21 protein-coding genes are annotated in these 24,778 nt (G+C 74.9%); 4 read left to right on the top strand and 17 right to left on the bottom strand.

The annotated features are described in order from the left end of the window. Positions 1 to 124 precede the first annotated feature (124 nt). A complete protein-coding gene (gene aceA, locus ACFVN3_RS18295; protein WP_378234388.1) occupies positions 125 to 1,552 on the bottom strand; it encodes an isocitrate lyase in 1,428 nt (475 codons plus the stop codon). A gap of 180 nt (positions 1,553 to 1,732) precedes the next feature. On the opposite strand from aceA, the gene ACFVN3_RS18290 reads away from it, so the two are divergent. Next, the gene (locus tag ACFVN3_RS18290) at positions 1,733 to 3,229 is read left to right on the top strand and encodes a helix-turn-helix domain-containing protein (protein ID WP_378234387.1); all 1,497 of its coding nucleotides are present in this window, start codon (positions 1,733 to 1,735) and stop codon (positions 3,227 to 3,229) included. A 30-nt stretch (positions 3,230 to 3,259) separates the two neighbouring features. On the opposite strand, the gene ACFVN3_RS18285 is transcribed toward ACFVN3_RS18290, so the two are convergent. Next, the gene (locus tag ACFVN3_RS18285) at positions 3,260 to 3,946 is read right to left on the bottom strand and encodes a helix-turn-helix domain-containing protein (protein ID WP_378234386.1); all 687 of its coding nucleotides are present in this window, start codon (positions 3,944 to 3,946) and stop codon (positions 3,260 to 3,262) included. 90 nt (positions 3,947 to 4,036) lie between these two features. Here ACFVN3_RS18285 and ACFVN3_RS18280 point away from each other — a divergent pair, with 90 nt between their 5' ends. Beyond that, on the top strand, positions 4,037 to 5,557 hold the full coding sequence (locus ACFVN3_RS18280; protein WP_378234385.1) for an MFS transporter: 1,521 nt from the start codon (positions 4,037 to 4,039) through the stop codon (positions 5,555 to 5,557). Here the strand turns inward: ACFVN3_RS18280 and ACFVN3_RS18275 are convergent. The 14 genes from ACFVN3_RS18275 to ACFVN3_RS18210 are packed head-to-tail and all read right to left on the bottom strand — an operon-like array spanning position 5,511 to position 20,364. Beyond that, positions 5,511 to 7,271 (bottom strand): alpha/beta hydrolase, encoded by a 1,761-nt coding sequence (locus tag ACFVN3_RS18275; RefSeq protein ID WP_378234384.1) that lies wholly within the window; start codon positions 7,269 to 7,271, stop codon positions 5,511 to 5,513. The two genes, ACFVN3_RS18280 and ACFVN3_RS18275, sit on opposite strands and share 47 nt — an antisense overlap. Positions 7,272 to 7,326: 55 nt before the next feature. After that, positions 7,327 to 8,556: an acetyl-CoA C-acetyltransferase gene (locus ACFVN3_RS18270; RefSeq protein WP_378234382.1), complete on the bottom strand. Its 1,230-nt coding sequence runs from the start codon at positions 8,554 to 8,556 to the stop codon at positions 7,327 to 7,329. Continuing rightward, positions 8,553 to 9,725, bottom strand: coding sequence for an alpha/beta hydrolase (locus ACFVN3_RS18265; protein WP_378234381.1), 1,173 nt, complete (start codon positions 9,723 to 9,725; stop codon positions 8,553 to 8,555). Before ACFVN3_RS18265 ends, ACFVN3_RS18270 begins: the two co-directional genes overlap by 4 nt. Continuing rightward, positions 9,722 to 10,426 carry a CoA transferase subunit B gene (locus tag ACFVN3_RS18260; RefSeq protein WP_378234380.1) on the bottom strand — a complete coding sequence of 235 codons (705 nt, stop codon included), beginning with the start codon at positions 10,424 to 10,426 and terminating at the stop codon, positions 9,722 to 9,724. Before ACFVN3_RS18260 ends, ACFVN3_RS18265 begins: the two co-directional genes overlap by 4 nt. Positions 10,427 to 10,429: 3 nt before the next feature. Next, a complete protein-coding gene (locus ACFVN3_RS18255) occupies positions 10,430 to 11,314 on the bottom strand; it encodes a CoA transferase subunit A (RefSeq protein WP_378234379.1) in 885 nt (294 codons plus the stop codon). Further along, complete coding sequence (locus tag ACFVN3_RS18250; protein ID WP_378234377.1) at positions 11,311 to 12,420, bottom strand: alpha/beta fold hydrolase; 1,110 nt, start codon at positions 12,418 to 12,420, stop codon at positions 11,311 to 11,313. Before ACFVN3_RS18250 ends, ACFVN3_RS18255 begins: the two co-directional genes overlap by 4 nt. Beyond that, on the bottom strand, positions 12,417 to 13,211 hold the full coding sequence (locus tag ACFVN3_RS18245; protein ID WP_378234376.1) for a 3-hydroxybutyrate dehydrogenase: 795 nt from the start codon (positions 13,209 to 13,211) through the stop codon (positions 12,417 to 12,419). The genes ACFVN3_RS18250 and ACFVN3_RS18245 overlap by 4 nt, the downstream gene beginning before the upstream one ends. Further along, a complete protein-coding gene (locus ACFVN3_RS18240; RefSeq protein ID WP_378234375.1) occupies positions 13,208 to 13,906 on the bottom strand; it encodes a TetR/AcrR family transcriptional regulator in 699 nt (232 codons plus the stop codon). The genes ACFVN3_RS18245 and ACFVN3_RS18240 overlap by 4 nt, the downstream gene beginning before the upstream one ends. Beyond that, positions 13,903 to 15,519: a class I adenylate-forming enzyme family protein gene (locus ACFVN3_RS18235; RefSeq protein WP_378234374.1), complete on the bottom strand. Its 1,617-nt coding sequence runs from the start codon at positions 15,517 to 15,519 to the stop codon at positions 13,903 to 13,905. The genes ACFVN3_RS18240 and ACFVN3_RS18235 overlap by 4 nt, the downstream gene beginning before the upstream one ends. Continuing rightward, positions 15,516 to 16,673 carry a branched-chain amino acid ABC transporter permease gene (locus ACFVN3_RS18230; protein WP_378234373.1) on the bottom strand — a complete coding sequence of 386 codons (1,158 nt, stop codon included), beginning with the start codon at positions 16,671 to 16,673 and terminating at the stop codon, positions 15,516 to 15,518. The genes ACFVN3_RS18235 and ACFVN3_RS18230 overlap by 4 nt, the downstream gene beginning before the upstream one ends. After that, the gene (locus tag ACFVN3_RS18225; protein WP_378234372.1) at positions 16,670 to 17,545 is read right to left on the bottom strand and encodes a branched-chain amino acid ABC transporter permease; all 876 of its coding nucleotides are present in this window, start codon (positions 17,543 to 17,545) and stop codon (positions 16,670 to 16,672) included. Before ACFVN3_RS18225 ends, ACFVN3_RS18230 begins: the two co-directional genes overlap by 4 nt. Continuing rightward, the gene (locus tag ACFVN3_RS18220; RefSeq protein WP_378234370.1) at positions 17,542 to 18,339 is read right to left on the bottom strand and encodes an ABC transporter ATP-binding protein; all 798 of its coding nucleotides are present in this window, start codon (positions 18,337 to 18,339) and stop codon (positions 17,542 to 17,544) included. Before ACFVN3_RS18220 ends, ACFVN3_RS18225 begins: the two co-directional genes overlap by 4 nt. Beyond that, entirely contained in the window at positions 18,336 to 19,148 is an 813-nt protein-coding gene (locus tag ACFVN3_RS18215) for an ABC transporter ATP-binding protein (RefSeq protein WP_378234369.1), read from the bottom strand. The genes ACFVN3_RS18220 and ACFVN3_RS18215 overlap by 4 nt, the downstream gene beginning before the upstream one ends. A 1-nt stretch (position 19,149) precedes the next feature. Next, on the bottom strand, positions 19,150 to 20,364 hold the full coding sequence (locus tag ACFVN3_RS18210) for a substrate-binding domain-containing protein (protein WP_378234368.1): 1,215 nt from the start codon (positions 20,362 to 20,364) through the stop codon (positions 19,150 to 19,152). Between the two features lie 260 nt (positions 20,365 to 20,624). Between ACFVN3_RS18210 and ACFVN3_RS18205 the strand changes: the two genes are divergently transcribed. Next, positions 20,625 to 22,118, top strand: a complete 1,494-nt coding sequence (locus ACFVN3_RS18205; protein ID WP_378234367.1) for a PHB depolymerase family esterase — start codon at positions 20,625 to 20,627, stop codon at positions 22,116 to 22,118. 126 nt (positions 22,119 to 22,244) lie between these two features. Here the strand turns inward: ACFVN3_RS18205 and nhaA are convergent, their stop codons facing one another. Then, a complete protein-coding gene (gene nhaA, locus ACFVN3_RS18200; protein WP_378234366.1) occupies positions 22,245 to 23,564 on the bottom strand; it encodes a Na+/H+ antiporter NhaA in 1,320 nt (439 codons plus the stop codon). A gap of 180 nt (positions 23,565 to 23,744) precedes the next feature. Between nhaA and ACFVN3_RS18195 the strand changes: the two genes are divergently transcribed. Continuing rightward, positions 23,745 to 24,650 (top strand): hypothetical protein, encoded by a 906-nt coding sequence (locus tag ACFVN3_RS18195; protein WP_378234365.1) that lies wholly within the window; start codon positions 23,745 to 23,747, stop codon positions 24,648 to 24,650. Positions 24,651 to 24,778 lie beyond the last annotated feature (128 nt).

Genomic DNA, 24,778 nt, shown 5'->3' with positions numbered 1-24,778 from the left:
CGAAGGTCGATGTCGCGAGGTAGAGCTCTGGTAGGCCGAGGTAGAGACCTGGCCTCGCGAGGTAGAGGCGTGGTCATGACCAGGCCTCTACCTCGCGGGACCGCTCCTCTACCTCGCGAGGGGCTTAGTGGAACTGCGCGGTCTCGGTGGACCCGGCGAGCGCGAGGGTGGCGGCGTCGGGGTTGAGAGCCGTGGCGACCCGGTCGAAGTAGCCGGTGCCGACCTCCCGCTGGTGGCGGGTGGCGGTGTAGCCGTCGGCCTCGGAGGCGAACTCGGCCTCCTGCAGCTCGACGTAGGCGGACATCGCGCGCTCGTTGTAGCCGCGCGCGAGCTCGAACATGGAGTGCGAGACGGCGTGGAAGCCGGCCAGCGTGATGAACTGGAACGCGTAGCCCATCGCCGCGAGCTCCTTCTGGAAGCTCGCGATCTGGGCGTCGTCGAGGTGCTTCTTCCAGTTGAACGACGGCGAGCAGTTGTACGCGAGCTTCTTGTCCGGGTACTGCGCGTGGATCGTCTCGGCGAAGGTGCGCGCGAGCTCGAGGTCGGGCTCGCCCGTCTCGACCCAGATGAGGTCGGAGTACGGCGCGTACGCGAGGCCGCGCGCGACCACCGCGTCGAGGCCTGGGCGCACCCGGAAGAAGCCCTCGGACGTGCGCTCGCCCGTGAGGAACGGCTGGTCGCGCTCGTCGACGTCGGACGTCAGCAGGTCCGCGGCGAGCGAGTCGGTGCGGGCGATGATCACGGACGGCACGCCCGCGACGTCGGCCGCGAGGCGCGCGGCGTTGAGCGTCCGGATGTGCTGGCTCGTGGGCACGAGCACCTTGCCGCCGAGGTGGCCGCACTTCTTCTCCGACGCCAGCTGGTCCTCCCAGTGCACGCCCGCGGCGCCCGCGGCGATCATCGAGTGCATGAGCTCGTACGCGTTGAGCGGGCCGCCGAACCCGGCCTCGGCGTCGGCGACGATCGGGGCGAGCCAGTCGCGGCGCGGCTCGTCGTCGCTCCCCGAGCGCTCCGCCGTCTCGATCTGGTCGGCGCGCAGCAGCGCGTTGTTGATGCGGCGCACGACGGCGGGCACCGAGTTGGCGGGGTAGAGCGACTGGTCGGGGTAGGTCTGGCCGGACAGGTTGGCGTCGGCCGCGACCTGCCACCCGGACAGGTAGATGGCCTTGAGGCCCGCGCGGACCTGCTGCACGGCCTGGTTGCCGGTGAACGCGCCGAGCGCGGCGACCCACTCCTCGGTGTGGATCTGCTCCCAGAGCTTCTCGGCACCGCGACGCGCGAGCGTGTGCTCCTCGCGCACCGAGCCGCGCAGCGCGACGACGTCCTCCGCGGTGTAGTCGCGCTCGAGCCCGGCCCAACGCGGGTCGGTCGCCCACTGCTGCGCGAGCTCGGCGGCCGTCTGGGTCTGGTCGCCGGGTCGGCGACCGGCGTTGCCGGGGCGGTCCGGGGTGCGGCCCGCGACGTCCGCCGTCGTCGCGACGGCGCCGAGCGGACGGGCGCCGCCCGCGTACTCGGACGGGGAGCGGCGGCTGACGATGGTGGGCCTGTTCACGGGTGCCTCCTGGTGGTGCGCCGGCCCGCTCTGCGCGGGCCGGACGGGCCGGTCGGTGGACCTCGGCGAGGTCCGTGCTTCGACCTTCCTCCCGCCGACGACCCCGTCTCAAGCCAGATCGAGCGAAAGAATCATCATTCTTCTCTTGCGCGGAAGGAGTGGCGCGTGTCACTCTCGGTCATGGCTATCCCGACGACGCGACCAGCCGGAATCGCGGAACATGCGGAAATCCCGCTGGAGAGCGAGCCCGACGCCCTGACGATCGGCCGCAGGATCCGGCACCTGCGCACCGCGCGGGGCCTGACGCTCGACGAGCTCGGCGCCGCGATCGGCCGCGCGCCGTCGCAGGTGTCGCTCCTGGAGAACGGCAAGCGCGAGCCCAAGTTCGCGCAGCTCCAGGCCGTCGCGCGGGCGCTCGGCGCGAGCCTCGACGACCTGCTGTCGCCCGAGGCGCCGTCGCGCCGGGACGCGCTCGAGATCGAGCTGGAGCGCGCCCAGCGCGGCCCGCTCTTCGACGCGCTCGGGCTCCGCCCGGTGCGGGTCGGCAAGTCGCTGCCCACGGACGCGCTCGAGACGATCGTGGCGCTGGAGCGCGAGCTCCAGCGGCTGCACACCGAGCGCGCGGCGACGCCCGAGGAGGCGCGGCGCGCGAACGCGGAGCTGCGCTCCACGATGCGCGCGCAGGACAACTACTTCCCGGAGCTCGAGGACGCCGCGGCCGAGCTGCTCGACGGCGTCGGGCACGCGGGCGGCCCGCTGCCCCAGCGGGTCGCGGCGGACATCGCGGCCCACCTGGGCTTCACGCTGCACTACGTGGGCGACCTGCCGCACTCGACCCGCTCGGTGCTCGACCTGCGGCACCGCCGCGTCTACCTGCCGAGCAACGGGATGCGCGGGCGGTCCAACGCGACCTCTGCGCTGCTCCAGGCGCTCGCGCCGCACGTGCTCGGCCACGCGGAGCCGCGCGACTACCGCGAGTTCCTGCGCCAGCGCGTCGAGGCCAACTACCTCGCGGCGGCGCTGCTCCTGCCGGAGCGGCACGCGGTCAAGGCGCTGCGGGCCGCGAAGGACGCACGCGAGATCTCGATCGAGGACCTGCGCGACGCGTTCGCCGTGTCGTACGAGACGGCCGCGCACCGGTTCACCAACCTCGCGACGAAGCACCTCGGCATCCCGGTGCACTTCATGAAGGTCCACGAGTCGGGCGTCATCCACAAGGCCTACGAGAACGACGGCGTGCGCTTCCCGGCGGACCCGCTCGGCGCCGTCGAGGGGCAGTACGTGTGCCGGAGCTGGACCGCGCGCACGGTGTTCGCGGTCGAGGACCGGCTCAGCCCGTTCAGCCAGTACACGGACACCCCGAGCGGCACCTACTGGTGCACGTCGCGGGTCCAGGCCTCGGCGGACGGCGAGTTCTCGGTGAGCGTCGGCGTGCCGTTCGCGCACGTGAAGTGGTTCCTGGGCCGCGACACGACCGAGCGCCTGGTCTCCCGGTGCCCCGACGGCGCGTGCTGCCGCCGCCCGCCGGACGCGCTCTCGGACCGCTGGGCCGGGCAGTCGTGGCCGAGCGCCCGACCGCACGCGTCGATGCTCGCCGCGATGCCGACCGGCGCGTTCCCCGGCGTCGACACCACGGAGGTGTACGCGTTCCTCGACCGGCACGCGCCGGCCGGGTAGGGGACCGCGGCGGGCAGGTGCGGCCGGCCGTCAGTCGTGCCAGGCGCCGACCCACTCGTCCCAGCCCGGCCCGTCCGCGAGCCGGGCGCCTGCCGCGGCCTGCTCGCGCAGGCCGCGCACCACGAGCCCGAGGTAGCGCAGGTGCAGCGCGTCCGACTCCGCGCGGGGGAGCGGGAGCGGCGGACGCAGGTGGACCACGAGCTGCATGACGTCCGCCGGGGTGAAGCCCTCGGGGACGCGGCGCTCCGCGCGGTCGAGGGCGACGAGGCGCTCCAGCCCGGCGCGGAGCCGGTCCGACGCCGCCGCGAGCTCGGGCGGGATGGGGCTCTGGGCGCCCGGGGGGCGGAGCAGGGGGCCGGTGGCGCCCGTGATGTGCCGTGCGAGGAAGGACGCGACCGCTCCGTCGTCGCGAGGGTCGTCGCGCGCGACGTCGGGGCCGGTCGCCGGCTGTCGTGCGTCGGCGACCGACACGGCGAGGTCCGCGACCTCCGCGACCGCCGCCACATGGAGGGCCTCGACGAGCGCCTCCTTGGTCGGGTAGCGACGGTAGACCGAGCCCACGCCCACGCCCGCGCGCTCCGCGATCTCCGAGATCGGCGCCCCGTGGCCCTGGAGCGCGAAGACCTCGCGCGCCGCGGCGAGGATCGCCGTGTCGTTGGCCCGCGCCTCGCGCTGGCGACCGGGGAGCGGGGGCGGGGTGGGCGAGACGTCGGGCATGGCGTCACCGTAGCCCCGAGGGGGTACGATCGCGAGTCGGAACGGAATCTCCGTTCCGATAGGCCGATCCCCGTCCGAGAGCGAGCCCCCGTGCCCACCCGCCGCACCACGACCTCCGACACGACGACCCTCGATGCACCGACACCTGACGCGCCACGCGCGCCGGATCCGGCCGACGCCCCTCTCGCGCTCCACGGCGACGCGGACGGCCGGGCGTCGCGCCCGGCCCTCGTGACCGCCGCGCTCAGCCTCGTCGTGCTCGCGTTCTCGCTCATGCAGACGCTCGTGGTGCCCGCGCTCCCCACGCTCGGGCGCGAGCTCGGCGCCGGTCCGCAGGGGACGGGGTGGATCCTCACCGCCTTCCTCCTCGCCGGCGCCGTGCTCGCCCCGGTGGTCGGGAACCTCGGCGACCGGTTCGGCCACCGGCGCGTGCTCCTCGCGACGCTCGCCGTCTTCGCCGCCGCGACGCTCGTCGCCGCCGCGGCGCCGAGCCTCGGGGTGCTCCTCGGCGCCCGGGTGGTGCAGGGCGTGAGCACGGCGACGTTCCCGCTGGCGCTCGCGCTCGCGCGGAACCTGCTGCCGCCGCCCCGCGTCGCCGCGGCCTTCGGCTGGATCTCGGGGATGATCGGCCTCGGCGCGGGCGCGGCGCTCGTGCTCGGCGGCGTGATCGTCGAGGCGCTGTCGTGGCGGTGGATGTTCGTGCTCGCGGCCGTCCTGATCGCGGTCGCGGCCCTGCTGGTGCTCCTGTGGGTCCCGGCGGTGAGCGCGCGGTCCCAGCGGCGCCGCACCGACTGGCCGGGCATCGTGCTGCTCGCCGGCGGGCTCGTCGGGGTCCTGCTCGCGGTGTCGCAGGGCGGCGCGTGGGGATGGTCGTCGCCCCGCACGCTCGGCGTCGGCGCGGTCGGCGTGATCCTCCTCGTCGCGCTCGTGCTCGTCGAGCGGCGCACCGAGGCGCCGCTCGTGGACGTGCGCACGTTCCGCCACGGGCCGCTCGCGCTCGTGAGCGTCCTCACCGTGGCCGTCGGGTTCGTGCCGTACGTCTGCTACGTCGCGCTCCCGGTGCTCATGCAGGCGCCCGCGACCACCGGCTACGGGCACGGGCTGGACGTCACCGCGTCGGGCCTCGCGATGCTGCCGAGCGCCGTCCTGGTCTTCCTCGGCGGCCGGTCCACCCCGCTCCTCGTGGCGCGCGTGGGCGCGGCCGCCACGTCCGGCGTCGCGGTCGGGGTGATGCTCGTGGGGTCGGTCGGGCTCGCGCTGTGGCCGACGGTGCCGTGGGCGGTCGTCGTCGCGTTCTCGGTGCTGGGGCTCGGCAACGGGATCGGCTACGCGATCTGCGCGCAGCTCGTCGTGACGTGGTCACCGCCGGAGGAGATCGGCGCTGCGACCGGCCTCAACAGCGTGATCCGCACGGTCGGCTCGGCGGCCGCCGCGCCGGTCGTCGCGGCGCTGCTCGCGGGCGCGACGACGGACGGCGACCCCGCAGGACCGTTCGCCGCGTCGTTCTGGGTCGCCGCGGCCGTGAGCGCGGCCGGCGTCCTGGTCGCCGTGGCGCTCACGGTCCTCAGCCGATCGAGCCGCCCTGCGTCGGCGCGTCCATCGCGTCCTTGAGGCGCGCGGTGTCGGCGGCCGACCAGCCCTCGGGAGCGTGCAGGGCGGCGAACCCGTCGGCGTACTCGAGCTTGTAGACGTGGCCGTGACCGGGCGGGATGTCCGACGCGGCCGCGACGAACAGGTCGCCCGTGAGCTGCCAGAACGTGACGAAGGGGTACCAGCGCACGTCGCCGAGCACGTCGGGCCCGCGCGGCTCGCGGAGCCAGTCGGGCTCGGACCACAGCGTCTCGGGGCCCCACCAGGTCACGCCGTCGGACGCGTGCTGGAGGTAGACGACGCGCGGCTCGTCCCACCGGGGGCCAGGACCCCAGAGGTCTGCGACCCCGGTCTCGACGGGGTCGCCCCACCGGACCTGCCGGCCGTCGTCGAGCACGGGCGCGTACTCGAGCGACCCGGGGTCGCGCGCGTCGGTGAGCTCGCGCCACAGCGGGGTGAAGCCCGGCGTCCCCGTGAACATCGCGCCGTCGGAGCGCGCCTCGACGTCCTGCACCCCGCTGAACGCGCCCTGCATGCCGAACGACCCGAGCGAGATGCCGAACGCGAGCAGTCGCGGGCGGTCGTCCTCGGGCAGCTCCGACCAACGCGCGTACACGGCCTCGAACAGCGCCTTGCCGGCCGCGGGCGGGGTCGAGCGGTCGCCGACGAAGCTGATCCAGCTCGGCAGGTACGAGTACTGCATGCTCGCGATCGCGGTGTCGCCGCCGTGCATGAGCTCGAGCGCCTCGACCATGCCCGGGTCCACCCAGCCCGTCCCGGTGGTCGTCGCGACGACGAGGACCGACCGGTCCCAGGCGTCCGTGCGGTCGAGCTCGTCGACGACGCGGGCCGCCGTCGCGTCGAGGTCGCCGTCGGGGTCGAGGCCCGCGTACGCGTGGATCGGCTCGCGCACGTCCGCGGGGTCGACGACGTCGCCCGCCTGGGCGAACGCGGTCAGCTCGTCGAGCGTCGGGCCGGACACGACGAACTTGCGCCCCTCGGCACCGAGCGAGTCCCACGTCTCGGGCGACGCGTCCGACCCGGACCGCTCGGGCTGAGCAGGTGGCGACAGGCGCGGGTCGACGTCGGCGTTCGCGGCCGCGTAGATCGCGTTGAGCGCGCTCATCGCGCCCGACCAGACGACCCCGTTGAACACGAGCACCACGACGACCGCGACGGCGACGCCGCTCACGAACCGCGCGACCGGGGCGGGCACGACCCGGCCGACGAGCCGGGCGACCCAGCGCGCGACGCGGCGCAGCCCGCGCCCGGCCTGGAGCACGAGCAGCGCGACGACGAGCGCGACGAGGAGCGTCACGACCTCACGTCCGGGGACGTCCTCGGACATACCGAACAGGTGCCGCAGCTCGATCTGGCGGCGGGCGCCGAGGACCAGCGAGAGCGGCACGAGCACGACGGTCGCTCCTGCGAGGACCCACCACGCGACGCGGCTCGCCCGCGCCGTCCACCGGATGCGCAGCCCGACCTTGAGCGCGAACCACTCGACGAACGCCCCCACGCCGTAGCCGCCGACCGCGCTCACCCCGGAGATCACGGCCTGGTAGTACCAGGCGCGCGGGATGAGCGACGGCGTGAACGACAGGCAGAACCACAGCAGCGCGAGCACCAGCCCGGTCGCCGAGAACCGCCGCAGCCACCGCCCCCACACACCGTGCCTCGCGGGCTTCTCGTCGACGAGATCGGGGGCGCGGGTCTCCGTCACGGTCGGCTGCACGTCGCGAGCGTAGGCGAGGTGCTCCGCGCCGTCCTGTCGAGCCGGTCGAGCGTGGTCACGCCTCCAGCAGCAGCGCCTCTCCCTGGCCGCCGCCGCCGCACAGCCCGACCGCGACGCGTCCGCCCCCGCGGCGCGCGAGCTCGTGCGCCGCGTGGACGGCGAGGCGGGCGCCGGACGCGCCGATGGGGTGGCCGAGCGAGATGCCGCCGCCGTGCACGTTGACGACGTCCGGCGAGACGCCGAGCACGCGCGTGGACACCGCGACGACGGTCGCGAACGCCTCGTTGATCTCGACGAGGTCGAGGTCGTCGACCGTCCAGCCGGCGCGGTCGAGCGCCTGGCGGATCGCGCGCGCGGGCTGGGAGTGCAGCGACGTGTCCGGGCCGGCGACCTGACCCCAGGCGCGCACGGTCGCGAGCACCGGGGCGCCCGCGGACTCGGCGCGGGCGCGCGTCGTGAGCACGAGCGCGGCGGCGCCGTCGGAGATCTGCGACGCGTTGCCCGCGGTGAGGGTCCCCTCGGGGTCGAACGCGGGGCGCAGGCGCGCGAGGGTCTCGACGGTCGTGTCGGGGCGCACGCCCTCGTCGTCGCGCACCTCGACGGGATCGCCCCGGCGCTGCGGGACGCTGACGGGCGCGAGCTCGGCGTCGAACAGGCCGTCCTTCGCCGCGGCCGCGGCGCGCTGGTGCGAGGCCGCCGCGACGGCGTCCTGCTCCTCGCGCGAGACGAACACGTCGCCCACGTTGGTGCGCTCGGTCGAGACCCCCATGGAGGCGCGGTCGAACGCGTCGGTGAGCCCGTCGCGCGCGACGGCGTCGACGAGCGTCGCGTCGCCGAACGCGAACCCTGCCCGGGACCCGGGCAGCAGGTGCGGCGCGTTGGTCATGGACTCCTGGCCGCCGACGAGCACGACCTCCGCCTCCCCGGACCGGATCATCCGCGTCCCGTCGATGACGGCGGTCAGGCCGGAGAGGCACACCTTGTTGACGGTCACGGCGGGCACGTCCCAGCCGACGCCGGCGCCGGCCGCCGTCTGGCGCGCGGGGTTCTGGCCCGCCCCGGCCTGGAGCACCTGGCCGAGCACCACGGCGTCGACGGCGTCCGCGCCGAGGCCCGAGCGCTCGATCGCGGCGCGTGCGGCGACGGCGCCGAGCTCGACCGCGGTGAGCGCGGCGAGCGAGCCCTTGAGCCGCCCCTGCGGGGTGCGGGCGGCGGCGACGATCACGACGTCGTCCGGGCGGGCGGCGGGGGAGACGTCGGGGGAGACGGGGGTGGTGGTGCTCACGGCTGGACCTCCAGGGGTGCGGACGGCGGTGTCTGCGCGGGCGCCGGGGATGTGGCGCCCGCTCGTGCGGCGGCGGCATCGACGACGGCAACGGCACCGTCGACCAGCCCGAGCAGGAGCCCGAGGAACACGTCCGGCTCCTCGAGGTGGGGGCTGTGCCCGACGCCGGGCCGCACCTCTTCACGGTACCGCCCGCCCGCGGCCGCGTAGGCGTCGAGGACGGCGCGGGTCTGGGCGACCATGGGCTGCGGCGGGTGCGTCTCGGCGCCCGGCCAGCCGGGGACGGCGCCGAGCGCTCCGAGCTGCGCGAGGTCGAACAGCGATGCGTCCGAGACGATCGCGTCGGCGTCGCCGCGCACCCACAGCACGGGTGCCGTCGCGCCGGACGTCGCGAAGCCGGACAGGTCGCAGTACCGCGCGCTGATCGCGTTGTTCATGCCGCGCGTCCCGGGCGCCACGCCGGGCCACGTGCCCGACGCCGTCCGGTCGCCCGGGTAGTTGCCGTCGCCCGTGCGCGTGGAGAGCACGGAGTCGAGCAGGAGCTCCTCCAGCTCGCCGAGCGGCTCGCCGAGCGACGCCGGGTCGGCGACGTAGAACCGGCGCAGCACGTCGCGGGGCGAGCCCGCGTCCTCGCTGCGGTCGCCCGCGGCGAGCGCCGCGACGAACGCGGGGTTGGCCGTCCCGCCGCCCGAGCCCGCGAAGTCGGGGGACAGCGGCGTGCCGTCGACGTCGCGCGTGCCGCCGAACCCGTACGGCGACATCGGCGCCTCGAGGAGGATCGCGTCGAACAGGTCGGGCCGGTCGGTCGCGAGCTGGAGCACGACCCCCGCCCCGGCGGAGTGCGCGACGGCGACGAGGGGGCGCGCGAGGTCGAGCGCGTCGACGACCGCCGCGACGTCGTCCGCGTAGTCCCGCACGCCGCGCGTCGCGTCGACGGGCCGGACCTCGGCGTCGCCGTACCCGCGCAGGTCGACGGCGACGCCGCGCACGTCGGCGGGCAGCGCGCGCAGCAGCGGGTCGAAGAACGCCGACGACGAGCAGTTGCCGTGCACGAGCAGGACCGTCGCGCGCGCCGCGTCGACGGCGGCGACCTCGCGCACGTGCTCACGCCCGCGCGGGGTCGCGACGTCGCGGTGCAGCACGTCACGCCGCAGCACGTCGCGCGTCACGACGGCGTCCCGGCGGCCTGGGTCGACGGTCCCGGACCGGCGTCGGTGACGTCGAGCGGGGCGTCGTCGAGCGCGACGGTGAGCTCGGGCTCGGTCGCGGCGCGCACGTCGTCGACGCTCACGCCGGGCGCGGTCTCGCGCAGCACGAGGCCGTCGAGCGTCACGTCGATCACCGCGAGGTCGGTGATGATGCGGTGCACGACCCCGCGCCCGGTGAGCGGGAGCGAGCACGAGCGCAGGATCTTGGGCGACCCGTCGCGCGCGACGTGCTCCATGAGGACGATCACGCGGCCCGCCCCGTGCACGAGGTCCATCGCGCCGCCCGGCCCCTTGACCATCTTGCCGGGGATCATCCAGTTGGCGAGGTCGCCCGCCTCGGAGACCTGCATGCCGCCGAGGATCGCGGCGTCGATCTTGCCGCCGCGGATCATGCCGAAGCTGAGCGCGGAGTCGAAGAACGCGGCGCCAGGCAGCACGGTGACGGTCTCCTTGCCGGCGTTGATGAGGTCGGGGTCGACCGCGTCCTCGGTCGGGTACGGCCCGACGCCGAGGATCCCGTTCTCCGACTGGAGCACGAGGTGCTTGTCCTCCGGCACGTAGTTGGGCACGAGGGTCGGCAGACCGATGCCGAGGTTGACGTACCAGCCGTCCTGGAGCTCGCGCGCGGCGCGCGCGGCCATCTCGTCGCGGGTGAGCGGCATGTCTCAGCCCTCCTTCGTGCTGGTCGCGGTACCCGGCGTCGCGGGCGCGGGCTGGTCGGTCTCGGCGGCCGGGCGCACGGTGCGGCGCTCGATGCGCTTGGGCACGTCGGGGCCCACCTCGACGACGCGGTGCACGAACACGCCGGGCAGGTGCACCTCGTCGGGGTCGATCTCTCCGGGCTCGACCAGCTCCTCGACCTGCGCGACGCACACGCGGCCCGCCATCGCGGCGAGCGGCGAGAAGTTGCGCGCCGACCGGTGGAACACGAGGTTCCCGTGCAGGTCGCCGCGCAGCGCGTGCACGAGCGCGAAGTCCGTGGTGATCGCGTCCTCGAGCACGAACTCGGCCTCGCCGGCGTACGACCCGTCACGGCCGCGCGGGCCGACGCCGAACGTGCGGACCTCCTTCGGTGCGCTCGCCTGCGCGACGCCGCCCGCGCCGTCGTACCGCTGGGGCAGGCCGCCCTCGGCGACCTGCGTGCCGACGCCCGTGCGGGTCCAGAACCCGGCGATGCCCGCGCCGCCGGCGCGCAGCTTCTCGGCGAGCGTGCCCTGCGGCGTGAGCTCCAGCTCGAGCTCGCCCGAGAGGAACTGCCGCTCGAACTCCTTGTTCTCCCCGACGTACGAGCTCGTCATCTTGCGGATGCGGCCCGCCCCGAGCAGGACGCCCAGGCCCCAGTCGTCGACGCCGCAGTTGTTGCTCACGACCCACAGGTCGCGCGTGCCCTGCGCGAGCAGCGCCTCGATGAGCGCGATGGGGTTGCCGCACAGGCCGAACCCGCCGACGGCGAGCGACGCGCCGTCGGGCACGTCCGCGACGGCCTCGGCCGCGGACGCGACCACCTTGTCCAGCCCGGTCCCTCGTGGGGACGCGATCGTGGGGCTCATGCCGTGACCTCCTCGTCACTCGCCGGTCCGGGTCCGCCGCTCGTGACGGCGGCCAGGGCCTGCAGGGTCTCGCCCGCGACGGCCTCGACGCCGGGCGGGCTCATGATGATCGTGTAGTGATTGATACCCGCTACGTCGCGGGTGCGCAGCCCCGGCAGCCGCGCGCGCCACGCGGCGAGGTGCCCGGGGGAGTAGAGCGCCTCGGGCTCGTCGAGCAGGCCGCGCGGCGCGCGCAGGAGCACGAGCGGGACGTCGAGCGGGTGGTCGCCGGCGAGCGCGTCCGCGAGCGGTCCGCCCTCGTAGAGCTCGAGCGAGTCGGCCGAGACCGCGGCACCGGACGACGCCGGGCGCAGCGCGGGCGCCTCGCCCACGAGGTCGTAGTCGACGTACCCCGCGACGACGTCGCCCCACGGCTCGTCCCACGCGCTCGCGAAGGCGGGGTGCGCGCGCCAGAAGCCGCGGTACTCCTCGCGGTCGGCGAACGTGCGCTCGAGGCGCTCGACGGCCGGGCCGAGCAGGGCGCGCAGGACCTGGTCGTGGTCGGCGTCCGGGGGGAGACCCACGGGCGGCGGGAGTGGGATCCCGCCGTCGACGAGCACGAGCCGCGACACGCGACCGGGGTGGCGGTGCGCGAGCACGACGGACACGAACGCGCCCATCGAGTGCCCGAGCGCGACCACGCGGTCGATCCCCAGCGCGTCGAGGACGGTCGCCAGGTCGTCGGCGTGCGCGCCCATGCCGAACGGGCCGGGCAGGGTGTTGCTGCGCCCGCGGCCCCGCAGGTCGGGCGCGACGACGCGCACGCCCGGCAGGGCCGCGACGACCGCCGGCCACGCGCGGTGCGACGCGGTGATGCCGTGCACCGCGAGGACGGTCGGGACGGTCGCCGTGTCCGGCGTCGCGTCGGGCCTCGCGTGGTCGGGCCGTGCGTGCTCGCCGCCGCGCGCACCGTCGTCGGGCCGTGCACCGGGTGCGGGGACCGGGTCCCAGACGCCGACGCGCAGGCGCCCGCCGGCGACGGGCACGTCGAGCGTCGCGTAGGTGTGGGTCGCGGCGGTGACGTCGGGCTGTGCCGACGTGGGGGTCGCCGTCGTGCCCGCGGTCATCGCGCGCTCCAGCCGCCGTCGATCGTCCACGAGGCGCCCGAGACCATCGACGCGTCCGGGCCGGTGAGCCAGCCGACGAGCGACGCGACCTCCTCCGGCTCGACGAGCCGCTTGACCGCGGACTCGGCGAGGAGCACGGCCGCGAGCACCTCGGACTCGGGGATGCCGTGCACGCGCGCCTGGTCCGCGATCTGCTTCTCCACGAGCGGCGTGCGGACGTACCCCGGGTTGACGCACACGCTCGTCACGCCGTGCGGGCCACCCTCGAGCGCGGTCACCTTGGACAGGCCCTCGAGCCCGTGCTTCGCGGACACGTACGCCGACTTGAACGGCGACGCGACGAGACCGTGCACGGACGAGACGTTGACGACGCGCCCGAACCCGCGCGCGTACATCCCCGGGAGCGCGGCCCGGACCAGGAGGAACGGGGCCTCGAGCATGATCGCGTGCAGCAGGCGGAAGTCGTCGGGCCGGAAGGCCTCGATAGGGCTCACGCGCTGGACGCCCGCGTTGTTGACGAGCACGTCGACGTCGAGCGTGAGGTCGTCGAGCGCGCGCGTGTCGGCGAGGTCGACGACCCACGCCTCGCCGCCGAGCTCGTCCGCGAGGCGCTTCGCCCCGTCGGGGTCGACGTCGGCGACGGTCACGTGCGCGCCCCGGGCGGCGAGCTCGCGCGCGCACGCCGCGCCGATGCCGCTCGCGCCGCCCGTGACGAGCGCGCGGCGCCCGGCGAGCGTCGGGGCGCCGGGTCCGGCCGGGATGCCTGGGGGGACGGTGGCGGCGACGGTCATCGCGCGTCTCCTTCGGTGTCGGTCGAGCTGGCGGTTCCGGTCCCGGTCGGTGGAGCGGGCCGCGGCGCGGCGAGCGCGCGCTCGATGAACTGCATGGTCTGCTCGAAGACGTGCGGGGGGACCTCGGCGGCGGCGGTGTCGTACGACGGCGGCTCGGCGCACTCGTCCCAGCGCCCGCCCCACAGGACCCAGCGCATGCCGACGATCTCGCCGATGCCCATGAGCGCCCACGCCGCGACCTCCGGATCGACGTCGTGGCCGACCTCGCCGTTCGCGCGGGCCTTGTCCAGGCCGGTCATGTAGCCCTCGACGATGCGCGAGTAGTGCCGGCGCAGGGCCCCGGGGGAGACGAACTCGGCCTGCCGCACGATCCGGTAGAGCGCCGGGTGCTCCGCGGTGAAGCGGAAGAAGGCCTCGAAGCCCGCGCGCTCGGCGGCCAGTCGAGTGTCCGCCTGCGAGCTCGCCTCGATCATCGCGTGCCGGACGCGGCGGTTGAGGTCGTCGACGAGCTCGTCGAACACGTCGATCTTCGACCCGAAGTACAGGTAGAACGTCCCCTGCCCGACGCCCGCGGTCTCGGTGATCTTGACGATCGACGCGTCGTGGTACCCGACCTCGGCGAACACCTGCTCGGCCGCGGCGAGGATCTTCGCCCGCGTGCGGTTGCCGCGGGCGGTGCGGGGCTGGGTGCTCATGAGTCCTCCGGGACGGTCACGCGCTCGGCGAGCGAGCGGCGCGACACCTTGTGCAGCGACGTGCGGGGCAGGAACGGGACGAGGTCGAAGCGGCGCGGGACCTTGAAGTGCGCGAGCTCGCGGCGGCAGAACGCCTCGAGGTCCTCGGCGTCGGTGGGGAAGCCCTGGCGCGGGACGACGAACGCCGCGCCGACCTCGCCCCACCGGTCGTCGGGGACGCCGACGACCGCGACGTCCGCGACACCGGGGTGGCGCCGGAGCACGGCCTCCACCTCGGATGGCGTGACGTTCTCGCCCCCGACGATGAAGACGTCCTTGATCCGGTCCACCACGCGGTAGTACCCGTCGGCGTCGCGCTCGACGAGGTCCCCGGTGCGCAACCAGCCGTCGTGCAGGACGGCGGCCGTCGCGGCGTCGTCGCGGAAGTACCCGGCGAACACTCCGGGCCCGCGGACCAGCAGCTCGCCCGACGCAGGCCCGTCGAGCACCTTGCCGGTGACCGGGTCGGCGACCGCGACCTCGACGTGCGGGTACGGCGTCCCGGCCGACCCGAGGCGCTCGCGCGCCTGGTCGTCCGGCAGGCACAGCACGTTGGGGCCGGCCTCCGTGAGGCCGTAGCCCTGCGAGAGGGCGACGCCGCGGCGGTGCCACGTGCGCAGCAGCGGCTCCGGCATGGGCGCGCCGCCCACGACGGCGTGCCGCAGCGACGACAGGTCGGCGTCCGCGAAGCCGGGGTGCTCCGCGAGGAGCAGGTAGTTCGTCGGGACGCCCATCATCGTCGTGACGCGGCGTTCCGCGACGAGCTGGAGCACGCGCTCGGGCTCGAACGTGCGCTCCAGGACGACCGTCGCACCGGTCCACCACGCGAGCAGGGGCTGGATGTTCCAGCCGCCCGCGTGGAACTGCGGCAGGACGCTCAGCACGACGTCGTGGCTCGTGAGCTCGACCGTGCGCGAGAGCGAGAGGTTGGTCCAGAAGCAGTTCGCGTGCGTGAGCAGCGCGCCCTTCGGCGTGCCCTGCGTCCCGGACGTGAAGACGAGCAGCAGCGGGTCGTCGTCGCGCACGGGCCGGCGCTCGGGGGAGGACGCGACCGCGGCCCGGTCTGCGCCGCCCGTGCCCCGCGCGCCGTCGGTCAGCCGCGGGCGGCGCGACGGCGCGGGGACCCGCGCCTCGACGCCGCTGCGGCCGAGCTCGGTGCGCCGCGGCGGGAGGACGAGCCGGTCCAGGGCGGCGTCGGCCAGCGCGGAGAACTCCTGCTCGACCAGCACGAGCGCGGGGTCGGCCTGCTCGAGCTGGGCCGCGAGCTCGCCGGGCGACAGGCGCCACGAGAGCGGCGCGAGCACCAGGCCCGCCTGCGCGCACGCGAAGAACAGCACGACCTGGTCGGCGCTGTTGCCCGTCACCGTGGCCACGCGGTCCCCGATGCCGTACCCCGCCTCGCGGAACGCCGCCGCCAGGGTGCTCGCGCGCTCGTGCAGGTCGCGGTAGCGCAGGGTCACGCCCCGGTCGTCGACCGCGACGCGGTCCGGCGTCGCGAGCGCGCGGTCGCGGGTCCAGCGCCCGAGGGTGTGCAGGCCGTCCTGCGCGCCGGGCCGGTGCTGCGTCGTCGTCATGCCACCTCCTCGAGGCGCTCGCGGGCTCCCTCCCGATCCTCCCGCGGGCGGCGGCGCGCGGCGAGGCGCGACGCGGCACCGGCGATCCCGCCGGGCAGGAACATCACGACGAGGATGAACAGCGTGCCGAGGAGGAACAGGGGCTCGCTCAGCGGCACGCGCAGCACCGCGGGGAGGTCGGCCACGGCCGCGGAGCTCGCGAGCGTCCCGAGGCGCTGGTCGAGGACCGTGTAGAGCACGCCGCCGACGATCGCGCCCCACCGGGAGCCGACGCCGCCGAGCACGACCATGACGAGCAGCGTGAGCGTGAAGTCGGCGGACGTCGCGCGCGGCACCGCCCCGGACTGGAGCAGCAGGTACGCCATGCCGACGACGGTCGCGAGCGTCGCCGCGAGCACGAACACGAGGAGCTTGACGAGGTAGGGCCGCCCGCCGATGACGCGCACGCGCATCTCGTTCTCCCGCGTCGCCGCCGCGACGTGCCCGGCGCGCGAGCGCTCGACCCACAGCACGACCAGGTAGACGCCGACGAGCACGGCGAGCGCGAGCCAGTAGAGGTTGCGCGTGTTGAGCACCCCGACGAACGCGTCGGGGACGTTCCCGGTCGCGAGCGCGAGGCCCTCCTCGCCGCCGGTCGCCCCACCGGGGTTGCGGCGCACGAGCACGTTGCCCGCCTGCGCGAACGCGAGCGTGACCATGGCGAAGGAGATGCCGGTGACGCGCAGCGAGATCGCGCCGACGACGTGGGCGAGCACGATGCCGCCGACGAGCACGAGCGCCGCGGCGGGCAGGAGCGGGATCTCGGTCGTGTCGAGCACGATCGCGAGCCCGTAGACGCCGGCGGCGAAGTACAGCGCGTGGCCGAAGCTCAGCAGGCCCGCGACGCCGAACAGCAGGTGGTAGCTCAGCGCGAGCGCGCCGATGAGCCAGCACAGCGCCATCATCTGCAGCGCGCCGGGCGTGTACGTGGGGCCGGGCAGGACACCCGGGACGTGGATCGCGAGCAGGGGCAGGCACGCGAGCAGTGCGACGAGGGCGACGCCCGCGAGGGTGCGGAACAGCGTGCCCGACGGCGCCCGGCGGGCCGGGCGCTCGTCCTGGGGGGCGTCGTCGGCGCGGGCCGCGGGGGCCGGGGGAGCGGTCTGGGTGGTCATGCGGCTGCCCTCCCGAGGAGGCCGGTGGGACGGACGAGGAGCACGAGCGCGAGCAGCAGCACGACGATGAGGTCGCCGTAGCCGAGGTAGTAGTTCGCGAACTGCTGCAGGACCGCGACGAGCACGGACGCGATCGCGGCTCCGGTCAGCGAGCCGAGACCGCCGATGACGGTGACGATGAACGCGAAGATGAGCAGCGACCCGCCGAGGTGCGGCGAGACGTAGCCGAAGTACTGCGAGGCGAGGACCCCGCCGAGGCCTGCGGCGGCGCCGCCGACGGCGAACACGAGCGTGAACGCCTTGCGCACGTCGATGCCGAGCGCGGTGACCATGGACCGGTTCTCGACGCCCGCGCGGATGATGAGGCCGTAGCGCGTGCGCTTGAGGAACAGCACGATCGCGCCGAGCACGAGCGCCGCCGCGGCGATCGCGACGAACCGGTCGTTGGGCACCGGGGCACCCACGAGGTCGGTCGTGCCCTTGAGCCACGCGGGGCCGGAGATGAACTCCGGGTCCGAGCCCCACATGCCCTCGAACAGCGCGACGGACGCGAGCGAGAGGCCGACCGTGACGAGCACCTGCTCGATGTGCCGCTCGTAGAGGGGGCGGATGAGCAGCAGCTCGGTGAGCGCCGCGGCACCGGCCCCGACGACCGCCCCGGCGACCAGCGAGAGCGCGAACACGCCCCACGAGTCCGCGCCGAGCGACCGCGCGACGAACCAGCCGCCGAAGGCGCCGAGCGTGAGGAACGACCCGTGCGCGAAGTTGAGGACGCCCATGAGCCCGTAGATGAGCGACAGACCGGACGCGACGAGGAAGTACAGCGCCCCGAGGCCGAGCCCCGTGACGAGGAGGAGGACGATCGTGCTCACCGGGCAGCCGCCCCTTCGTTCTCGTGGTGTGCGTCCCCGGCGTGCACGCCGAGGAGCTGCTGGACGCGGTCGGGGTCGTCGAGGAGCTCGTGCGCGGGGCCGGTGTGCACGACGCGGCCCGCGTCGATGACGACCACGCGCTCGGCGAGGCGCTCGATGACCTCGAGGTTCTGCTCGACGAGCAAGATCGGCACCGTGCGCGCCGCCTCCGCGAGCGCGTCGGACACCTCGCCGACGATCCGCGGCGCGAGGCCCTTGGTCGGCTCGTCGACGAGGAGCAGGCGGTTGGCGTTGAGCAGGGCGCGCGCGAGCGACACCATCTGCTGCTGGCCGCCCGAGAGCGTCCCCGCGCGCTGCGCGGAGCGCTGCACGAGGTCGGGGAACAGCTCGGCGACGAGCTCGCGGCGCGGGTGCGCGTCGCGCTCGGCGAGCCGCAGGTTCTCCGCGACCGTGAGGCCGGCGAACACCTCGCGGTCCTCGGGCACGTACCCGACGCCGCGGCGCACGATGCGATCCGTGCGCTCGCCGTCGACCCGCTCGCCCGCGAGCCGCACCTCGCCCCGGCGCTCGATCAGGCCGAGCACCGCCTTGAGCGTCGACGTCTTGCCGACGCCGTTGCGCCCCAGCACCGCCATGACGCCCGACGACGGGACCGAGAAGGTCACGTCCTCGACGACCTGCTGCCCGGCGATGCGCGCGGACAGCCCGCGCACCTCGAGGACCGGCGTGGGGTCGACGGCGGGGGTGGTGCCCGGGTCTGCGCCCGAGGTGGTTGCGGGTGTCGTGGCGCTCATGCGGCGTCTCCTGCGTTCTCTGTGACGCTCTCGGTGGTGCTCTCCCCGGCGGTGACGCCCAGGTAGGCGCTCTGCACCTTCGGGTCCGCCATGACGGCGTCGGGGGTGTCGCACGCGAGCAGCTCGCCGTGGTGCATGACGGCGACGCGGTCCACGAGCCCCAGGACGACGTCCATGTGGTGCTCGACCATGAGGACCGTGCAGCCCGTGGCGTGCAGGTCGCGGATGACCTCGACGAGTCCCGGCACGTCGGCCGACGACACGCCCGCCATGGGCTCGTCGAGCAGCACGACGCGCGGCTTGGTCGCGAGCAGCACGGCGATCTCGAGCTTGCGCTTGTCGCCGTGGGACAGGTCGCCCGCGGCGACCTCGGCGCGACGGGTGAGGCCCACGGTCTCCAGGTGCCGGTCCGCCTCCCGCGTCGCGGCGTCGCCACGGCGCGGGAAGCGCAGCACGGACAGGGCGCCGCCGAGGCGCCCCTGCGCGGCGAGCCGCACGTTCTCCCGGACGCTCAGGCGCGGGAACAGGCTCGACGTCTGGAACGTGCGGCCCAGCCCGGCGCGGGCGCGCGCGGCCACCGAGGTGGTCGTCACGTCCGCGCCCTCGAGGAGCACCGACCCGCTGGTCGGGCGGTGGATCCCCGAGACCAGGTTGAAGAGCGTCGTCTTGCCCGCGCCGTTCGGCCCGATCACCCCGAGCATCTCGCCCCGCCCGACGGCGAGGCTCACGCCTTCGAGGATGCGCGCGCCGCCGATCTGGAGGCCGAGGTCGCGGACCTCGAGCGCGGGGAGGGTGTGCGGCTCGCCCACGTCAGCCCGCCTCGGCCGGCGCGACGTCCTCGCCCGGCACCTCGGTGACGAGCTCGGGGACCCAGGCGTCGCCGTCGGCCACGAGCTTGACCTGGTACATCGGCTGGACCAGGGCGTGGTCGGACGCGCGGACCGTCGTCGTGCCCTTGGGGCCCTCGAAGCTCCAGCCCTCGAGCGCGTCGACCATGCCTTCGACGTCGTCGCCGCCCTCCTCGATCGCGTGGACGATCATCTGCGCCGCGACGAAGCCGTCGGGCGTGAAGAGGTCCGCCTGCTTGCCGGCCTCCTCGACCGACGCGAGCATCGCGGCCTCGACCTCGGTGCCCGCCGCGCCCGGGAAGTAGTGGTTGAGGAAGTCGACCTTGCTCGCGGCGCCGCCGTACGCGCCGTACGTCGCGACGTCGCCGAGGCCGGTGACGACCGTCGTCGAGTCGAGCACGCCCTGCTGGTCGAGGCCCTGCCACATCGCGCCCGACGTCGCCCCGGCCCACGCCACGAACACGAGGTCGGGCGCGGCGTCGACGATCTGGTGGGCGAACGGCGTGAACTCCGTCGCGTCCTCGGGCACGAGCACGCTCGTCACCTCGGCGCCCTGCGCGCCGAGGACCGCCTCGACCGCGGCGAGGTTGCCCTGGCCGAACGCGTTGTCCTGCGCGAACACGACGACCTTCGCGCCGTCGGGGTCGACGAACGTCCCCGCCGTCGCGACGTCCTGGAGCGACTGGCGCCCCGAGCGGAAGGTGTAGTCGTTGATGCCCGTGAGCGCGTCGACCGCGGCCGGGCCGGAGATGTAGAGCACCTTGTTCTGCTCGGCCTGCTCGGCGAGCTTGAGCGCGACGCCGGACACGACCGTGCCGCCGAGGATCTGGTAGCCCTTGCCGATGAGGTCCTTGGCCTGGCCGACCGCCTTGTCGGGGTCGCCGCCGTCGTCGTGGAACGTCACGTTGACCGGGCGGCCGTCGACCTCGCCGGTGCCGTCGGTCGCGTAGTCGAGTCCGGCCTGGAAGCCCTCGTAATAGGCCTCGCCGTAGGCCGCGAGCGGCCCGGTCTTGGAGTAGATGATGCCGACGTCGACCGGGTCGGCGCTCGCGCTGCTCTCGCCTCCGGTCGTGTCGCCGCCGGTCGCGTCGGTCGGCGCGCACGCGGCGAGCACGAGGCTCGCGGCCGCGAGCGCGGCGACGGCGAGTGCCGGCCGCTGGGACTTCTTCGTCCGCATGACTTCGCCCTTCGTTGGGTGGTCCTGGGGGAGCGCCGCTCAAACATGAGAGGCGATTCAGGTTGCGGGAATCATGGATCCGCGACCGACGCGGTGTCAACCCGCGCCGGTCACGATCCGGCCACGGGGCCGACGAGGGGATGTTGACAGGTGATTCAGGTCACACGTAACGTCCGGTCTCGCCCGGGTCCGGCGCGCGACGGTGCGCGCCGCGGTGCCTCCAGCGCCGACGGCGACCCGACCTCGACGTGGAGGTTCAGATGGTCAGGCACTCCCTCAGGCGCCAGGGTCGCGCCCGCCGGTCCGCGGCCGCGCTCGCGCTCGGCACGGCGCTCGCCGTCGTGCTCGCGCCGCTCGTCACGGCGCCGGCGTCCGCGGCCGGCTCCTGGTCCCAGCGCTCGGCGGGCGGTATGACGGTCGAGCTGTACCGGCCCACGACCGAGCCCGCCCTCCCCGGCGGTCGGGCCCTCATGATCTCGCTGCACGGCTGCGTCCAGACCTCGCAGGTGATCAAGAACGCGGGCAACTGGGCCGCGACCGCCGACGACCACGGCATGGTCGTCGCGATCCCCGCCGCGCCGAACGGTGGCGTGCTGCTCGGCTGCTGGGACTACTACGACACGAACCACAGCCGCACCAACCCCGCGCGGCACGACGACAACCTGCTCGACCTCGCCTCGGCCCTCCTCGCCGACACCTCGCTCGGCATCGACCCGGACCAGGTCTACGTCAGCGGGCTGTCGTCCGGCGGTGGCCAGGCGATGGTCATGGGCTGTCTCGCCCCCGACGTGTTCGCCGGCGTCGGCATCGCGGCCGGTCCGACCGTCGGGACGACGTCGGGCCAGATCGGGAGCGTGGCGACATCGCTCGCACAGGCCCGCACGACGTGCCGGACGTTCGCCGGGACGCACGCGGCAGACTTCGGCTCGCAGGTGACGTCCGTCGTCTTCGGCAGCGCCGACACGACCGTCGCGACCGGGTACGGGACGCTCAACGCCCAGGTCATGGCCGACCTCTACGGCGCGGGGGCCACGTCGTCGTTCTCCCTCGCCGGGCTCGCGGGGGCGAACACCGCGGGCTCCGGCTCGCTGTGGTCCGACGCGGACGGCCCGCGCGTCTCGCTGATCCGGAACACCGGGCTCGCCCACGCGTGGCCCGCGGGCGGCGGCCCGGGCGGGTCGTACGTCGCGACCAACAGCGTCGACTACCCGGCGTACCTCACCGGCTTCCTGTTCGCGAACAACCGCCGGGTGGAGCGCGACCCCGGCACCGGACCGGACCCGGACGTCGTCGCCCCGACGGTCGCGATCACGTCGCCGGCCGCGGGCTCGACCGTGACCGGGACCGTCCGGGTCGGTGTCGCGGCGTCGGACGACCGCGGCGTGGACCGGGTCGAGCTGAGCGTCGACGGCGCGGCGCTCGCGACGCTGCGCACCGCCCCGTACACGTACGACTGGGACACGGCGGCGCTCGGCGCGGGCGCGCACGTCGTCACCGCACGGGCCGTCGACGCCGCGGGCAACGCGACGACGGCGCAGGTCACCGTCACGGTCCAGGCGCCGTCCGGCCCGTGGTGCGGGACGGCGACGAACGCCCAGCACCAGGCCGCCGGCCGCGCGATCTCCTACGGCGTGAACCCGTACAACCCGTACTACGCGGTGGGATCGCTCGCGTACCTCGGCCAGGGCGACGCGACGGTCACCACGCTGCGCGAGGCCGCGCCGGGCCGCTACGAGGTCGCGACGACCTGCTGACGGGCCCCTCTGTGCCGAACCCGGGGATACGGGCAGGCTGGCCGGTTCTCTCGCCTGCAACCCCGGGTTCGGCGACGCCGGAGCGCGCCCCGGTGCCGCGGGACGGCCGGCGCAGGGGCGGTCGGGTCAGTGCTCGAGGCGGTCCTTCGCGTCGCCGATGTGATCCGTGATGTCGTCCGGCAGGTCGTCGAGGTTCATGTCGTTGGTGCGCGCACGCCGGGCGTCCCAGCGCAGCGCGACCGCCGCGAGGGCGGCGGCGATCGTCGACGCGGCGAGGACGGCGATCTTCGCCGCGTCGGTGTGCGTCGAGTCCGGGAACGACAGCTCCGCGATGAGGAGCGAGACGGTGAACCCGATGCCGCCCAGGAGGCCGACCGGCAGCAGGTCGCGCACCCCGATGCCGGGCGCCAGGCGCAGCGGCGTGAACCGCGTGACGAGCGCCGTCACCCCGAGCACGCCCACGAGCTTGCCCAGCACCAGGCCGAGGACGATCGCGAGCACGACCGGCTGCCCGAGGACGTCGCCCCCGCCGCCGACGAACGTCACGCCCGCGGCGAAGAACGCGAACACGGGCAGGGCGATCCCCTGGGAGAAGGGGCGCAGGGCGTGCTCGAACCGGTGCGTGCGCGACTCGGTCTCGCCGTGCATCACGAGCGCAGGGACGGTGAACCCGAGCAGGACGCCCGCGATCGTCGCGTGCACGCCGGACTCGTGGACCAGCACCCACGCGACCACCGCCACGGGCACGAGGAGCCACCAGCGCGTGCGTCGGGACCGGACGAGGACGGCGAACAGCGCGACGGCGACGAGCGCGAGGCCGAGGAAGCCGATGCGCAGGTCGGCCGTGTAGAAGACCGCGATGACGACGATCGCGAGCAGGTCGTCCACGACCGCGAGCGTCAGGAGGAACGTGCGGATCGCGGCGGGGAGCCCGCGCCCGAAGACGGCGAGCACGCCGAGCGCGAACGCGATGTCCGTGGCCGTCGGGATCGCCCAGCCGTGCAGCGCGCCGTCGTCGCCCGCGAGCAGCACCACCGTCGTGAAGATCACCGCCGGCACCGCCATGCCGCCGACCGCGGCGAGCATCGGTACCCCGGCCTGGCGCGGGCTCCGCAGGCTGCCCGCCACGAACTCCTGCTTGAGCTCGACGCCCACGACGAAGAAGAAGATCGCGAGCAGCCCGTCGGCGGCCCAGGTCTCGAGGCTCAGGTCGAGGTGCAGAGGCAGCGGGCCGATCGAGGCCGGCCCGACCACCGTCTCCGAGAGGGTCGTGTACGCGTCCCGCCACGGCGAGTTCGCCCACAGCAGCGCGAGCAACGCCGCGCCGATGAGGAGCGCGCCGCCCGTCGTCTCGCGGCTTACCCAGCGGCGCAGCCGCGCCCGAGGCGACGGCCGATCGGCCGGCGGGGTGGGGTGGGTGCCGGAGGGCGGGGTGGCGTGGGTCATCGTGCTCCCGGGGTCGCTGTCGCGTCGCACGGCCCGCGGACGCGAGACCGTGGCCGACCAGACTTCCCGGCACACCGTCCTCGATTCTACGGGGGCGTACCCCTCGCGGCCGACGTGCCCGGCTCGCGATCATCCTCTCGGGCGACGCCGTGCGCGGCCAGCGCACGTGAGGATCTGCGGGTGCCCGACGCCGTCCCTCGCCCCGCGCCCGACCTCACGCCGGCAGCCCACGCCGGCTCTGCTCCGGCCACGACACCTCCCCCGACGTCGTCCCCGGACGGGTCGGCATCGCCGGACGTGCCGACCGCCGTCGGACCGACGGCGCTCGACCGCTGGCTCCTGTGGGGCGGGTCGCCGGTCGTGGGGGCCGTCGTCGCGTTCGGGGTGCTGCACCTCGCCCGATGGGTGGCGGGCCTGCCGTGGGCGCCGTTCCAAGGTCTCGCGCGCGCCATCGACGAGCTCCTCGGCGAGCGCGGCGCGCTCGGCGCCGGGATCTGCCTCGCCGTCGGAGCGGTCGCCGGGCTGGCGTTCGCCGCGCACGCGGTGCGGGACATCGCGGTCGTGACCGTCGACCCCGAGCACGTGACCGTCATCCTGCGCGACGACCGCGCCGAGCTGGACCGAGACCACGTCACCGCCGTCCTCGTCGACCGCAAGGACCTCGTCGTGCTCGGCCGTCGTGCGCCGGCCCCTACCGACCGGCAGGCGTCGCCCCGGTCGCCCGCGGCTCCCGCCTCGACCTCTGATGCCGGCACCGCGGAGGGCACCCCTCATGACGTGCCGGTCGTCGAGCTCCTGCACGTGCGCACCGAGCTCGCGACCGGCCGTCTCGCCGCCGCGTTCCGCTCGCACGGCTGGCCGTGGCACGACGACGACCCGTGGGCAGACGAGTTCCGACGCTGGGTCCCCGGCGACCCGTCGCTGCCGCCGAGCGCCGACGCCGTCCTGCGCGCCCGAGCCGCCATGCTCCGGTCCGACAAGACGGCCGACGCCGCGGAGCTGCGGCGCGAGCTCGCCCGCCTCGACGTCGTCGTGCGCGACGTCGACAAGGTCCAGCACTGGCGCCCGGCCACCCCGCCGAGGTAGAGCCCTGGTCGCGCGAGGTAGAACCCTGGTTCTTGTGCTCGACGGCGTGTGGTCGCCCTGGGTGGTCGGGGTGGGTGGTGGTGCCGCGTCTACCATCCGCCGCTCGTTCCTCGCGGCTCCCGCCAGGC

Source organism: Cellulosimicrobium sp. NPDC057862 (assembly GCF_042797035.1).
Taxonomy (GTDB): domain Bacteria; phylum Actinomycetota; class Actinomycetes; order Actinomycetales; family Cellulomonadaceae; genus Cellulosimicrobium.
Note: the sequence above shows the minus strand (reverse complement) of the source record. Positions and strands in the feature narration are given on the sequence as shown.

What these genes read in the sequence shown, in the direction of transcription:
- ACFVN3_RS18290 (WP_378234387.1), top strand. Translation starts at nt 1,733, where the DNA reads ATGGCTATCCCGACGACGCGACCAGCCGGAATCGCGGAACATGCGGAA.
- ACFVN3_RS18285 (WP_378234386.1), bottom strand. Translation starts at nt 3,946, where the DNA reads ATGCCCGACGTCTCGCCCACCCCGCCCCCGCTCCCCGGTCGCCAGCGC.
- ACFVN3_RS18260 (WP_378234380.1), bottom strand. Translation starts at nt 10,426, where the DNA reads ATGCCGCTCACCCGCGACGAGATGGCCGCGCGCGCCGCGCGCGAGCTC.
- ACFVN3_RS18255 (WP_378234379.1), bottom strand. Translation starts at nt 11,314, where the DNA reads ATGAGCCCCACGATCGCGTCCCCACGAGGGACCGGGCTGGACAAGGTG.
- ACFVN3_RS18250 (WP_378234377.1), bottom strand. Translation starts at nt 12,420, where the DNA reads ATGACCGCGGGCACGACGGCGACCCCCACGTCGGCACAGCCCGACGTC.
- ACFVN3_RS18245 (WP_378234376.1), bottom strand. Translation starts at nt 13,211, where the DNA reads ATGACCGTCGCCGCCACCGTCCCCCCAGGCATCCCGGCCGGACCCGGC.
- ACFVN3_RS18240 (WP_378234375.1), bottom strand. Translation starts at nt 13,906, where the DNA reads ATGAGCACCCAGCCCCGCACCGCCCGCGGCAACCGCACGCGGGCGAAG.
- ACFVN3_RS18235 (WP_378234374.1), bottom strand. Translation starts at nt 15,519, where the DNA reads ATGACGACGACGCAGCACCGGCCCGGCGCGCAGGACGGCCTGCACACC.
- ACFVN3_RS18230 (WP_378234373.1), bottom strand. Translation starts at nt 16,673, where the DNA reads ATGACCACCCAGACCGCTCCCCCGGCCCCCGCGGCCCGCGCCGACGAC.
- ACFVN3_RS18220 (WP_378234370.1), bottom strand. Translation starts at nt 18,339, where the DNA reads ATGAGCGCCACGACACCCGCAACCACCTCGGGCGCAGACCCGGGCACC.
- ACFVN3_RS18210 (WP_378234368.1), bottom strand. Translation starts at nt 20,364, where the DNA reads ATGCGGACGAAGAAGTCCCAGCGGCCGGCACTCGCCGTCGCCGCGCTC.
- ACFVN3_RS18205 (WP_378234367.1), top strand. Translation starts at nt 20,625, where the DNA reads ATGGTCAGGCACTCCCTCAGGCGCCAGGGTCGCGCCCGCCGGTCCGCG.
- nhaA (WP_378234366.1), bottom strand. Translation starts at nt 23,564, where the DNA reads ATGACCCACGCCACCCCGCCCTCCGGCACCCACCCCACCCCGCCGGCC.